Annotated in this window: 7 protein-coding genes; 5 read left to right on the top strand and 2 right to left on the bottom strand. The window is 34.9% G+C overall.

Annotated features, from left to right (window positions below; genetic code table 11):
• Positions 1-36: 36 nt before the first annotated feature.
• The 4 genes from gdhA (at position 37) to MST30_RS04525 (ending at position 7,064) form a co-directional block, all read left to right on the top strand.
• Positions 37-1,380 (top strand): NADP-specific glutamate dehydrogenase, encoded by a 1,344-nt coding sequence (gene gdhA / locus MST30_RS04540; protein ID WP_243473219.1) that lies wholly within the window; start codon positions 37-39, stop codon positions 1,378-1,380.
• A gap of 119 nt (positions 1,381-1,499) precedes the next feature.
• A complete protein-coding gene (gene porZ, locus MST30_RS04535; protein ID WP_243473218.1) occupies positions 1,500-3,884 on the top strand; it encodes a type IX secretion system anionic LPS delivery protein PorZ in 2,385 nt (794 codons plus the stop codon).
• Position 3,885: 1 nt separating this feature from the next.
• Positions 3,886-4,605 carry a DNA repair protein RecO gene (recO, locus tag MST30_RS04530; protein WP_243473217.1) on the top strand — a complete coding sequence of 240 codons (720 nt, stop codon included), beginning with the start codon at positions 3,886-3,888 and terminating at the stop codon, positions 4,603-4,605.
• A gap of 23 nt (positions 4,606-4,628) precedes the next feature.
• Positions 4,629-7,064 (top strand): TonB-dependent receptor, encoded by a 2,436-nt coding sequence (locus MST30_RS04525; RefSeq protein ID WP_243473216.1) that lies wholly within the window; start codon positions 4,629-4,631, stop codon positions 7,062-7,064.
• Between the two features lie 56 nt (positions 7,065-7,120).
• Here the strand turns inward: MST30_RS04525 and MST30_RS04520 are convergent, their stop codons facing one another.
• On the bottom strand, positions 7,121-11,749 hold the full coding sequence (locus MST30_RS04520) for a RemA C-terminal-like gliding motility protein (RefSeq protein ID WP_243473215.1): 4,629 nt from the start codon (positions 11,747-11,749) through the stop codon (positions 7,121-7,123).
• 105 nt (positions 11,750-11,854) lie between these two features.
• On the opposite strand from MST30_RS04520, the gene MST30_RS04515 reads away from it, so the two are divergent.
• Positions 11,855-12,325 carry a regulatory protein RecX gene (locus MST30_RS04515; RefSeq protein ID WP_243473214.1) on the top strand — a complete coding sequence of 157 codons (471 nt, stop codon included), beginning with the start codon at positions 11,855-11,857 and terminating at the stop codon, positions 12,323-12,325.
• A 59-nt stretch (positions 12,326-12,384) separates the two neighbouring features.
• Here MST30_RS04515 and MST30_RS04510 read toward each other — a convergent pair whose 3' ends face one another.
• Positions 12,385-14,586, bottom strand: a complete 2,202-nt coding sequence (locus tag MST30_RS04510) for a T9SS type A sorting domain-containing protein (RefSeq protein ID WP_243473213.1) — start codon at positions 14,584-14,586, stop codon at positions 12,385-12,387.
• Positions 14,587-14,664 lie beyond the last annotated feature (78 nt).

The raw sequence follows: 14,664 nt of genomic DNA, 5'->3' as shown, positions 1-14,664 counted from the left end.
CACCCTATAAATCACAATTTCTTAACAATTTTTTATATGAAAGATAAAATTGAAGCTTTTTTAGATCTTGTAAGAGAGCGAAATGGGCACGAACCTGAGTTTTTACAAGCGGTTCAAGAAGTAGCTGAAACAGTTATTCCTTACATTGCCAAGCACGAAATCTACAATGGTAAAAACATTCTTTTACGAATGGTAGAGCCTGAACGTCTAATTTCATTTAGAGTAAGTTGGGTAGATGATTCTGGTGAAATCCAGGTAAACAGAGGTTACAGAGTGCAAATGAATTCTGCTATTGGACCATACAAAGGTGGTTTGCGTTTTCATCCTACAGTAAATGCTAGTATTCTTAAGTTTTTAGCATTTGAGCAAGTATTTAAAAATAGTTTAACCACTTTACCGATGGGTGGTGGTAAAGGTGGTTCTGATTTTGATCCTAAGGGGAAATCAGATAACGAAATTATGCGTTTTTGCCATGCCTTTATGACCGAATTATACAGACATATTGGTCATAATACAGATGTTCCTGCAGGTGATATAGGAGTAGGAGCAAGAGAGATTGGTTTCATGTTTGGGATGTATAAAAAATTGAGAAATACATTTACAGGTGTTTTAACAGGTAAAGGACAATCTTGGGGAGGATCTTTAATTAGACCAGAAGCTACAGGATATGGTAATGTTTACTTTGCTGAAAATATGCTTAAAACAAAAGGAGATTCTTTTGATGGTAAAAAAGTAGTTATTTCAGGATCTGGTAACGTAGCACAGTATGCTGCAGAAAAAGCCATAGAGTTAGGAGCAACAGTGCTTACACTTTCTGATTCTGGTGGCTATATTTATGACGAAGAAGGTATTAATACTGAGAAATTACAATTTGTAATGGATCTTAAGAATAATAAACGTGGAAGAATCAGCGAGTATGTTGATAAGTATCCAAATGCTAAATATTTCCAAGGTGAGAGACCATGGTCTGTTAAGTGTGATATTGCGCTTCCTTGTGCTACCCAAAATGAGTTAAATGGAGAAGAGGCTAAAGCTCTAATAGACAATGGTTGTATTTGTGTTTCTGAAGGTGCTAATATGCCATCAACTCCAGAAGCAATCCATGAATTCCATGAAGCAAAAATATTATTTGCTCCAGGTAAAGCGTCAAATGCTGGTGGTGTTGCCACTTCTGGTTTAGAGATGAGTCAGAACTCTTTGCGTTTAAGTTGGACTAGAGAAGAAGTAGATGCAAGATTAAAAGATATCATGGAGGATATTCACGACTCTTGTGTTGAATATGGTAAGAATGATGATGGTACAGTTGACTATGTAAGAGGTGCTAATATAGCTGGTTTTGTTAAAGTTGCTGATGCAATGTTAGCTCAAGGAGTTATATAATTTAGGAATTCAAAGTAAGTAAAAGCTTCCATTTATAGTGGAAGCTTTTTTTGTTACATATTATATGATTAGTGCAATATTATCGTTAGTATTAAATATATTTGAGCAAACAATTTATAATGCATAAAACTGTTTTTAGATTTTTACTATTCTTTTTTGGTTTATCACTTAATCTAGGCGCGCAAGATTTTTCTACATTATGGCAAGCACATTTCTCATACAATGATATAGTAGATGTTGTAAGTGGTAATGATAAGATATACGCAGCTGCTCAAAATGCTGTTTTTGAGTATGATACCTTAACAGAAGAAATAAAAACAATCACTACTGTAGAAGGGTTGTCTGGAGAGCAGATTACAACAATTCTTTATAGTGAAGAATTTCAATATTTGGTTATTGGCTACGAAACGGGTCTAATAGAAGTTTACTCAGAAATAGATAACTCTGTATTGACTGTAGTTGATATTTTAGAAAAAGAGAATATTACACCAGCAAATAAATCTATTAATCACTTTTATGAGCATGAAGGCTTGGTCTATATTTCTACAGATTATGGCGTTTCTGTTTATGACTTAGATCGATTAGAGTTTGGTGATACGTATTTTTTAGGGAATGGAGGCTCACAGATTATTGTAAATCAGGTTACAGTATTAAATAATGAAATTTTTGCAGCTTGTTCTAGTGCCAATGGTTTAAAGAAAGCAGATTTAAGTAATCCTAATCTTATTGACTTTTCTCAATGGCAGACCTTTTTACCGGGTAACTTTATCAATGTTAATACCGTTGGAGATTATGCCTATGCAATACGGGCTAATCGATCTTTTTTTGAAATAACAAATACCAGTTTTACACAACTATTTGTTTTACCCTTAGTACCAACAGATACAGAGGTAAGCGAAAACAACTTAATTATTTCAAATGTCAATACTATACAGGTTTATGATGAAAATGTACAGCTAATAGCAAGCTATGTAAGCAATGAAGATTTTGATACCCGTTTTTCTTCTGCTGTTCAAATTAATGATGAAGTTTATATTGGTACAGAAGATTTTGGTGTTTTAAAAACAGGTGTTTCAGATGGCTTAACCTATACAGAAGTGAAACCAAATGGACCATTGTTTAATGAAATATTTAGGCTTAATGCAGAATCTGAGGTTGTTTGGGCTACTTTTGGTAATTACACACCTGCTTTTGATCCAGCTCCATTAACCTCAAGAGGTTTAAGTTATCTAAAAGATGAAGTATGGGAGGACATTCCTTTTGACAGTGTTTTTGGAGCACGAGATTTAGCTAGAATATCAGTTAACCCTTTTAATCCAAACCAAGTTTTTGTGGGTTCATTCCATGATGGGATTTTAGAAATAAATAATTTTGAGCCTACAATATTATATAACCAGGAGAATAGTGGGTTAGAATCTCTGGTGGTTCCGGGTGCCCCAAACTATATAAGTATAAGAGTTTCAGCATCTGCTTTTGATAATGACGGAGTACTTTGGAGCATGTCTGCACGTGCGCCCAATCCTTTAAAATCTTACGACCCAAATTCAGGGAGTTGGCAAGGGTACGATTTTTCTTCAATTATAGAAGATACCTTGTTAGGAGAGTTTGGCTTTTTTGATATTGCAATAGATAATAATGGCACCAAATGGATTGGTGGCTATTCTAATGGTCTTTATGCCTATAATGAAAGTCTTGCTAACCCTCTAAAGAACATAACATCCGAAGAGCAGAACAACCTTCCTTACCCTAGGGTAACCGCCTTAGAAATCGATAACAGAAATCAATTATGGGTAGGTACATTTTCAGGATTAAGGGTACTTTATAACACTTCTGGCTTTTTTGATGATCCTAATCCAACCCTTAGCTCCATTATTATTTTAGAAGATGGTATAGCTCAAGAGTTGTTAGAATATCAAACCATAACAGATATAGAAGTAGATGGGTCTAATAATAAATGGATAGGGACTGTAGATGCTGGAGTATTTTATTTTTCGCCTGATGGACAAAATACAATTTATCATTTTACAAAGGATAACTCACCTTTACCATCTAACCGTATTACAGATATTTCCATAGACCCTATTAATGGTATTGTATATATAGCAACTACAAGAGGTATGCTTTCATTTAGAGCTGGTGGGTCTAAACCAGACGAAACACTTGAAGATGCCTTTGCATATCCAAATCCTGTAAGACCTGAGTATGATGTGCTGGGATATAATGATTTAAACGATATTAATAAAGGTGTTAAAATTAGTGGTCTTACCGAAAATGTTAATATTAAGATTACTGATATAGAAGGCAATCTTGTTGCAGAAGCACAGTCTAATATTAACTTAAGATCTTCTACGGCCAATTATAATTTTGCCATAGATGGTGGTACTGCTGTATGGAATGGTAAAAACCTAGCAAACTCTATTGTTAGAACAGGAGTTTACCTTGTGATGATATCCGATTTAGATTCGTTTGAAACAAAAGTTCTAAAAGTTCTTATAGTGCGATAAGATGCTTACAAAAAACCAAGGCATTGTTCTTTCAAAATTAAAATATAGAGATAACGATCTTATCGTAAAGTGCTACACCAAAGAGCGTGGTATAATTAGTTATATTATAAGAGGAGTTTTAAAGTCTCAAAAGGGAAGTAGTAAGACCATTTATTTTCAGGCTTTGTCTCAGCTACAATTCGAAGAGAATTTTAAAACCAATAGGTCGCTTCAAGGAATTAAAGAAGTAAAGTTTAGTTACATATATCACAGCTTACACTCTAATATTTATAAAAGTTCTATTGTGTTATTTCTATCTGAGATTCTTTCAAATGTATTAAAGGAGGAAGAGAGAAACGAACCACTTTTTAATTACCTTGAAATTGCATTACAGTATCTCGATAGCTCTGAGAAGTTTTCTAATTTTCATCTGCTGTTTTTGTTGAAGTTAACACGCTACCTTGGTTTTCAGCCTGAAAGTAAGAATATGGAGTTTCCGTATTTTAATTTAGAATCAGGAATTTTTGAATCGTCTAACCATGGTATTTATTCGCTTTCTGGAGAAAATTTAACACTCTTAAAACAGTTGTTGGGCACAAATTTTGATGCCTTACAAAGCATTAAGATTAATGCAAAACAAAGACGAGAGTTTTTAAACATGTTATTGCATTATTTTGAGTTACATTTGGACGGGTTTAAGAAACCAAAATCATTACAAGTGCTAAATGAAGTGTTTCATTAGGCAATTTTTACGAAAAGATTTTAATGAAGATGTTTATAAAACTAAAATGTAATATCATTTTTAGTATAATTCTGTGCCTATGTTGTACTAGTATATTTGCACAGACCATTACGGTTTTAGAAGAGGGCACCAATCAGCCAATTTCTGGGGTTTCTCTGTATAATTTACAGAAAACAAAATACGAGGTCACCGACTTTGATGGCAACGCTAACCTAAATAAGTTTAATGGTAGAGAGGTCATCTATTTTCAGAATTTACTGTATGAGACATTAGAACTAAGAAAAGTTGAAATCTCTCAAAACAACAACATCGTTTATTTAACACCCAAAGTAGAAGGTCTTAAGCAAATAGTAATTTCGGTATCAAAGTTTGAACAAAGCAAAAAAGACATTCCGCAGTCTATAGTCGCGGTAAATGCTAAAGAAATAGCCTTAGCTAATCCGCAAACCAGTGCAGATCTGTTGGATAATACAGGTAATGTGTTTATTCAAAAAAGTCAAATGGGAGGAGGTAGCCCAATGATACGAGGTTTTTCAACAAATAGATTACTTATCTCTGTTGATGGTGTACGAATGAATAATGCCATTTTCAGAGGAGGTAACCTACAAAACGTTATTTCCATCGATCCTTTATCAGTTCAAAATACCGAAGTAACGCTAGGAGCTGGCTCTGTTGTTTATGGTAGTGATGCTATTGGTGGAGTTATGAGTTTCTATACCAAAACACCACAATTATCATATAAAGAAGCGTCTATAGTTAGCGGTAATGCCATGATGCGTTATGCTAGTGCTAATGACGAAAAAACAACACATTTAGATTTTAACCTTGGCTATAAAAAGTGGGCATTTTTAACCAATGTTAGCTTTACAGATTTTGATGACTTAAGAATGGGTAGCCATGGACCAGATGAGTACTTAAGACCAGAATATGTTATTAGGCAAAATGGGGAAGATGTTATCATAGCAAATGACAATCCAAGGGTGCAAAAACCGACAGGATATAACCAAATAAACCTCATGCAAAAGGTGAGGTACGAACCTAAAGATAATCTAAAGTTTGACTTAGGAATGTATTATACTACAACCTCAGATTATTCAAGGTATGATAGACTTATAAGACCAAGAGGAGGGGTTTTGCGTTCGGCAGAATGGAACTATGGCCCACAAGAATGGTTCATGGGAAATTTTCAGCTAACCAAACACAGTAGCAGTTCTAATTTATATGATAAGTTTCAAACTAATTTAGCGTATCAAAATTTTAAGGAGAGTCGAAAAGATAGAGATTTTCAATCAGATATTAGGGCTGTGCGTGCTGAGGCTGTCGATGCTATTTCATTTAATATAGATTTTGAAAAAGATCTAAGCAGAAAAACAAGTCTTTTTTATGGAATAGAATATTTGCATAATACCGTCCACTCAGAAGGCTATGACGAAAATATAGCTACTAACGAAAACTCGACTACGGTAACACGTTATCCAGATGGAGCTACATGGCAATCCTTGGCAGCATATACAAGTCTAAAATATAAACCTAATTCTAAATTTGTGTTTCAAACAGGTTTAAGATATAATCAGATTATTGCTAAAGCCGATTTTACGGAAAATAATGTCTTTTTAAATCTTCCTTTTGATAACGCAGACATTAATACAGGAGCATTAACAGGTACGGCAGGTATAACATGGTCTCCAAGTAATATGATACAATGGAAACTCAATGCCTCTACAGCGTTTAGAGCACCAAATATTGACGATATAGGTAAGGTGTTCGATTCTGAACCTGGATCTGTTGTGGTGCCAAATAATAATCTAAGACCAGAGTATGCTTATGGTGGAGAATTAGGTTTAAAGCTGAATTTTGAAAACAAGGTTGTGTTAGATATGGCTACCTATTACACCTTTTTAGACAATGCATTAATTAGAAGAGATTTTGATATTAATGGAGAAACGGAAATTGTTTATGATGGTGAATTAAGTTCAGTACAAGCCATACAAAATGCTTCTAAAGCCTGGATTTATGGTTTTGAAGTTGGTGCAGAAGTTAATTTTTCAAAGGCGTTAAAACTACGCTCACAGTATAATGTTATTGGAGGAACCGAAGATGATAATGGAGTAGAAGTTCCTGTAAGACACGTGGCACCAAATTTTGGAAGAACTCATCTTATTTGGAAAAAAGACCAATTGCTTTTTGATGCTTTTTTGGTATACAACAGCGAGTTATCATTTAATCAATTAGCTCCATCTGAGTTTTCTAAAGATTATTTGTATGCTAAAGATTCAGACGGCAATCCTTATTCACCTTCCTGGTACACTTTAAACTTACGAACACAATACCAGTGGAAAGATAAATTGACACTTACAGCAAGTTTAGAAAATATTACAGATCAACGGTACAGACCTTATTCCTCAGGTATTTCTGCTGCAGGCAGAAATTTAATAATAGCGTTGCAATATGCTTTTTAAAAAACAAAAGGTCTCATATTGAGACCTTTTGTTTTAATGTTATATTATTTATCAATCTAACGTTGTTTAATAGCCTTTTTACTAATTACTTGTCCGTTAGACAAAGTTACTTTAGCTATATATGCTGCATTACTTAGTTTAGATAAATTATAAACTTCAGCCGAACTATTTCCCGTTAAGCTATAAACTTGTCTTCCTAGAACATCTAAGATTTCAACATGCTGTATAGTATACTGTTCGCTAACTTTTATTTGTACCTCTCCGTTGTTAAGTTCGGTAATAATAAGGTCGTTTGCAGTAATAATATTGTCATTTACAGAAAGCGCTTCAGGAGTAAATACAATTTCGAAACGATTGTTAAATTCCCCACTGTTAGATGTAAAGTTATAGTCAAATGTTTTTAGATTATGGATAATATTTAAGTCATAATCAATGACAAAAATATCATTTTCGCCCATAAAATTACCTTCAGTGGCATGAATTGAAATCGTATAGATGGTTGCTTCTTCTATAGTAGTGCTAAATCCTAATGGAATAACTTCATCAATATTCAAATTGTAAGGGTCTTTACCTTGAATAGCAAATTTTTTGTCAATTGTAGAATCTATTATAGTATATATGCCAGAATACAAATCAGAAGATAAATTTTTATGAGCATCATAGTACATGCCATCATCACCATCAGTTGCTCCATCTACATACGCTACAAGTACCTGATTGAAAACTCCATTATCTGAGGTTAAATTTAGCCACAACTTATTGTATTGAGCAGTTCTAAAAAACTGATCGTTATTTCCTGTAACACGCATACTGTTATTAAACACAACATTAGTTGTCATTATGGTTCCACTATGTACGGAAGCAGTTGCTCCATCATCCATTGACACAAAGAAACCTTGCCCAGATGGTATATATCTGTTAGGCATTACCATATCACCTCCCATTGTTTCTCCTGAGCCATTAATAATGGCATAATCGCTCTGAGCATAGTTTAAGTTTTCATTACCGTTGGTATTACCATCTGCGGCAGTATTATGGGACCAAAAGAATATGGCACCGTTTGTAGCACCAACAGTTTGGTCTATACTAGAATTAGCTGCTAAAAATAAGTCCGCATCTATAGCGGAAGGGTAAGGGTTACCAATAAAGTTCCAGTTGTTGTCGTTTGTTTCAGCATCATTTCTGTAAATAGGGACATTAAAAATACCATTGTTAAATGCACCTTCAAAAGTGTAGCTGTACGATGTAGGATTTATAAACGTACTAGGATCGTGAGTAGAAGCATAACCAACACCTGGCAACATTACAGTTGCTCCATTAGCAAATTGCCAATCATTAGCATCATCGTCTATGTCGTCCTGTCCAGCAACAGTAGCATTGTTATTACTAGTCTCAGCAGTTGAATCTCTAAAATTCTGGCCACTAAAATAATATATTCTATTGTCGTTAGCCTCTTCTAAGCCATCGCTAACTATTTCTCCATTTACAGGAGAACTCCAATAGGTGTATTCATGATATGAGGCTAAATACGCAGTTTCTTTTTCTACGCTTATCCTAGTTTTATCAGATAAAACTGCACCATCTACATTGGCATTGTCATTGACTTGCACAAAAGAACCATCGGTTTTTACAATCACATTACCATCTACTGTTAAATCATTTTCTACCAAAACATAAGTGTTGTTTTCAATAGTTAAGGTATTACCCGTATTTACAGTACAATCACAAGCTTCAAAACTTGTTTGAACACCACCAGAAGAAGTGTCATAATCTCCATCTATGATTACACTAGCATTAGTAGTTGGCATAGTGTCAATTGCAGTGCCATCATTCCATGTCCAATTAGTTCCATCCCAAGTTGCAGTGCCATAAGTAATTTTTATGGCATTAGAGGCAGTAAAACATGTTGCATCATCTTCTCTAACTTGGCAATAAAACTGAAAATCTAACACACTGTTTGGATCAGAAATTACTAAGTTTGGTGAAGTTGTATTTGTTGTATAAATACCACCGTTAGATATAGCTTGCCAACCAAGACCTGCGTTTGCAGGATCATAAGCGTACCAGTAATAAGCTAAGGGATTACCAGTAACATAGCCTTCGGTTGCAGAAACCGATATTGTAACTTCATTACAGGCTGTTGTCGCGCTTGATATGTTATTGACTGTAGGAGGTGTTCCTGTTGAGAAATCGTATGTTCCAATATCGCTATAGTCTACAGGAGTAAAGGCATCCCAATCAGTTGGGTTCCATGTGGTATCTCCATAGGTGTTTGGTGCAGTGATGCCTGAGTTTTTTCTACGGTATGTATAGTCTTTTGATGCTAATGTAAATATACTACCAGACGTATCTCCCCATACATCTATCCAATCATTTGTAGGTGTATAATACAAACGAATATTATCATCTTCATTTATTCCAAATGCAGTATCAGATTGGTCGTAACCATGAATGGCATTGGGATTAGTAGCATCTGTACTACCAAATGCAAGAACAAACACATCGTTATTGAGAACTGAACCGGTAAGAGGTATGGTATTAGTAGCTGTTGCAGCACCGTTATTATGAATTCTAATTTCATAGTCTGTTAAATCTACAGTAACACCAGTACCATTGTAGATTTCTACGTAAGAGTGATGACCGGTACCATGGTCAGTAATTTCGCTTATAAATAAATCCAAGGGTGTTGTACCAGAACTGCCCTCACAGCTAGAAATTTGTTGGTCAATTACTGTAAATAAATCAGAACTTACACATCCTAAATCATCAATAATCTCTAGACTGCCTGTTGTTGCGCCAGAAGGAATAGTTACCTCTATTTCAGAATTTGAAATAACATTTACAGTAGCAGGAATGCCATTAACAGTGGCAGTAGTAGAACCGCCAAAATTAGTAGAACTTGTGGTAACATTTACTATGGTGTTAACAGGACCATTATCTGGTAAAAATGTTAATGTACCAGCAGCACATTCACCATTTCCTTGTACGTTAAATGTATAAGGGTTTTCATCAGCATCATTACTCACTATAGTAATTGTGGCTGTACGTAATCCTACACCATTTGGTGAAAATGTAATTTCAAAATCTACTTCAGTACCAGGTGTTACTGTAGCTGGACTTGGATTTAGAGATACCGTAAACTCTGTAGGATTAGAAGATGTTATGCTAGTTAAGTTTACATCGGCAGAACCTTCGCTGCTTACATGGAATGTTTTTGGAGCAGAAGAGCTACCAATTACTGTTGCCGCAAAAACAGTGTTGTAACCAGCGTTAGCTGCAGATCCATTAGGAATAGAAGTGCCTGTATTTCTCTCTACATCAATCTCAGGTGCTGAATAGGCGCAAATATTAAAAGTATCAAAATCATTATTGTTAAATTCCCAAACACGTACATAGATAGTTGAGCCTGGTGTTAATCCAGCAGCATTAATCAAAGACATGTTTCCAGTTCCTGAGTCATCATCACAGTCTATAAGAGATAACGATCCGCAAGTGCCAGAGTATAATGCCAAGCCAGAGTCTGTAATTCCGCCATTATCAGAAGTTTCAACAGTTACAGAGCCACTAGCAGGAACAGTTAGGTTAAACCATACATCTCCACCAGAATATGAACCACAACCTGGATCAGCAACTCCACTATCGGTAGCGCCAACATTGGTAAAGGACTGATTAACACAAGTAGCATTAACAGGAATAGTTACAGAAGTTGCGCATGTATCATAAAAATCATTGTCAAGTATGGTTAATGTATGTGTAGACGTAGAGCCTATGGAAGCTGAATCGCCACCACTAGGACTTGTAAGATTTAAAACTACTGTTTCGTCAGCTTCAATAAGTGTATCGTCATTAGAAATATAGATGGTTAAGCATTGGTCTGCACTACTGTTAGCAGGAAACGTTAAAGTTTGTGGAAAAACAATAGCGGCTGGTGTGCCTGCTCCATCATCATAATCTGTTCCGTTGGTTGCAGTTGAACCTCCTCCTAAGCTAATGTCTACTGTAGTAGCAACAGTAGTTGATGGATTGGTAATGCTAACACATACATCTATAAAGGCACCATCTTCAGTTAAGGTTGAAGTAGGAGTGTCAAATTGAACCGTTGTGTTGGTAGAAGTAGAAATAACAGAGCCATTAACTACAATATCATTACCAGTTCCTTCAAAACCACCTGTTCCACCACCTGCTTCAGCCCAACCATATACTCTATAACTTACTGCTGCGGAGTTGTTAGTTTGGTTTACTATGAATGTAAAAGTTTGAACATTGGTATTGTCTAAAATAACTTTTTCTGTATCTATGTTTGCAGCATAACCATCTAATGAATTTCTTAGAGCTATACCTCTTGGACCAGTTCCTGAACGCTGAAAATTAACCTCAATTGTTGTTACATTGAACTCATAAGTGGCATTCGGTGTTATAGTAAACTCCATGTAATCATCTCCGGCTACAGCATTAGCTATACTAGTTCCAGCCCAGCCAGTAGCGTTAAATCTATTGGCGTTATTTGCTGCGCTTAAACCAGCACCTCTTGTTATGGTCGATGTCCCTAAATTTAAATCGTTATAGTTCGATCCAGCCGAAGCTTCATTTCCTGCCAGGCCATTGAAGTCAAATGTGATAATCTGCCCAAAACCAAAATTTAGAGCACAGATAAGTAGTATAAGGGATAAGTAGTTCTTTTTCATAGGGATCTGGATTAACTATTAACCAATTGCAAATGTATATTAAAATTAACTAATTAACAGATAGTTAAAGATTGCAAAATATTAACAAATTGTTATTTTCGTTAAATGAACCAACAAAAAACATATACTGTCGATGAAGCGCAAAATAAGCTCGAAAGCTACTGTGCTTACCAAGAGCGTTGTCATAAAGAAGTAAGGGCAAAGCTACAAGACATGAACATGATTTCTGAGGCTGTTGATAAAATTATGGTTCACCTTATTCAAAATAACTATCTCAACGAAGAACGTTTTGCAAAGGCTTTTGTGCGAGGAAAATTCAGAATAAAAAAATGGGGAAAAAACAGATTGGTGAGAGAGTTAAAATTCAAGGATATTTCAAAGTATGCTATTGATGTAGCTTTAAAGGAAATTGAAGACCAAGATTATTTTGAAACTTTAGATGAGCTAACACAAAAGCGCATAGCGCAAGTCAACGAAAAAAACATCTACAAGAAGAAAAAGAAGGTTGCAGATTATCTGTTATACAGAGGTTGGGAAAGCCATTTGGTGTATCAAAAACTTAATGAGTATTTGTAAAAAAACCTGCGAGATATAATATCATCGCAGGTTTTAGTTCTCAAACAAAATGTAATGAGTTATAATGTTAATTTCCGGTTAACTATTACACCGCTATTAAGTTTTACCCTTGCCAAATATATGCCAGAGCTACGGTTAGGTAGATTTAGAATACTACTTTGAGAATGTATATTGTTATCGCAAATAAGTTTTCCTTCTAAACTATAAAGCTTTATGTTTTCTATTAGAGAACTATTATTTACAATAAATTTTATATCGTCTTCATTCAGTTTTGTTATTGAAAGCTGATGGTCATTTAGAGAGTTATCATTAACGCCAAGAGTTTCAGCATTAAAAACAATTTCGAAACGATCTGTAAAGTTACCGATAGCTGAAGTGAAATTATAGTCAGATTCAACAAGGTTGTGAGTAATATTAAGCAGATTGTCTTTTATAAAAATGGGTTGATTGTTTATAAATGGACCTTGTTTTTTGGGTATTGAGAAATTGTAAACAGTAGGCTCTGTAATGGATGTATAAAAGCCTAGCTTAATAACTTCTTCAGTGTTAATACTCGATACCGATTTGCCTTGTATAGCGTATTTTTTGTCTGTATCGTTTTCTATAGTGGTGAATATTATAGCAGACGTACCAGAAGACAGAAAACGAGGCGAATCATATGCAGAACCATCATTACCGTCGGTAGCTCCGTTTACATAAGCGACCAAAATTTGATTAAATACTCCGTTGTCTGATGTTAGATTTAACCAAAGTTTGTTATCTGTTGTATTAATATCCTGTCTAAAGAATTGGCTATTACTAATATTATCTTTAATACGCATAGAATTATTAAAAACGGCATTGCCATCTGCTTTTCCTTGAATAAAAAATCCTTGACCAGAAGGAATATACCTTTCGGGAATAACCGAAGACCCACCAGCAACCTCTCCGCTCCCAGCATTGATAATTGCATAATCATCAGTACTAAAATTTAAAGTCTCGTTACCGTTGTTTGAATCACTAGGTGGTGAAGCATGAGACCATAAATAAACAGCGTTGCCAACAATAGAACTGTTCTCAGCAAAGAACAAATCTACACTAATAGCTGAGGGATAAGGATTACCAATAAAGTTCCAATCGTTATCTCCATTATCTCCATTGTAATAAATAGGAGCATTTATGCTACCTGTATTAAAAGGACCAGAAAAAATATAGTTATAAGAATTTCCAGGGGAAAAACCAATGGAAGAGTGTGTGGTGGCATACCCAATTCCAGGTAAAAGAGTTTCTGTATTGCCTAACAAGGTCCAATCATTACCATCGTCATCTATATCGTCATTTCCAGCTACATAAGTATTTCCATTGTTGGTTTCTTGTAATACATCCAAATAATTTTGAGCATTAAACCAATAGCGATAATTAGGGTTGGAGGAAGAAAACACATCACTTGTTACTGCTCCACTAACAGGAGAACTCCAATAAGTATAGTCATACCAATTATTTAAAGCAGAGGTATATTTACTAACAATTGCTTCTCCAGATCCTAAAACTGTAAAGTTAGCCGAATCATTATTCTGAACAAAAGATCCACTTGTTGTGACCAGAAGTGTACCTTCAATAACAACGTCATTTTCAACTTCTATGTAGGTGTTATTATTAATGGTTAATTGATTACCTGAATTTACATGTAGCGACCATGCACTTAAATCACCATAAGAAGAGGTTGAATAATTATTGTCTATAGTTACTATTGTTTCTATATCTGGTGTACCGTTACTCCATATACTTCCGTTCCAAGTTGAAGATTTTCGAGATACTTCACCAGATAAACTAATAGATTCATTAATTTCTGGATAATAAATAGATTCTACGGTAGTGTCTGGTGCCGTAATACTAAGATTACCAGTATAGGTGTTAATTTCTAGGCTAGAACTTAGGCGAACATAAACTGGTACAGCTCCAAGATCTATGGTAGCTCCAGAAATTACAATAGAATTACTAAACCCTGATGTAGCAGAAGTAGAAACCTCGTAGCCTACAGGTGCCGTTACAGTGTAAGGGCGTGTTAGTGGCAGTTCATCATTAACTGTAAAAGTTTGATTGGCTGAGGGCCCTTGGTTTATTTCATATTCAAATCCATTTAGCGAGGTAGGAAACGAATTGAAATTTAAGTAATCTAAGTTTCTTTTCTTGTCAAATGTATTACTACTTAATCCATAGGAGCTGATTACAGTTAAACATAGAGTAGCAAATAACATTTGAAAACAGTAGGTTGTTTTCATAGTTGATTTTGGTTGTTAGGGTCACTTTAAAAGGGGATTTAAAATGAATTACAATAAAATAAAATAAGATGGTAAAAA

This window comes from Winogradskyella sp. MH6, from assembly GCF_022810765.1.
Taxonomy (GTDB): Bacteria; Bacteroidota; Bacteroidia; order Flavobacteriales; family Flavobacteriaceae; genus Winogradskyella.
The sequence above is the reverse complement of the archived record's forward strand: the minus strand, read 5'-3'. Positions and strand labels throughout refer to the sequence as shown.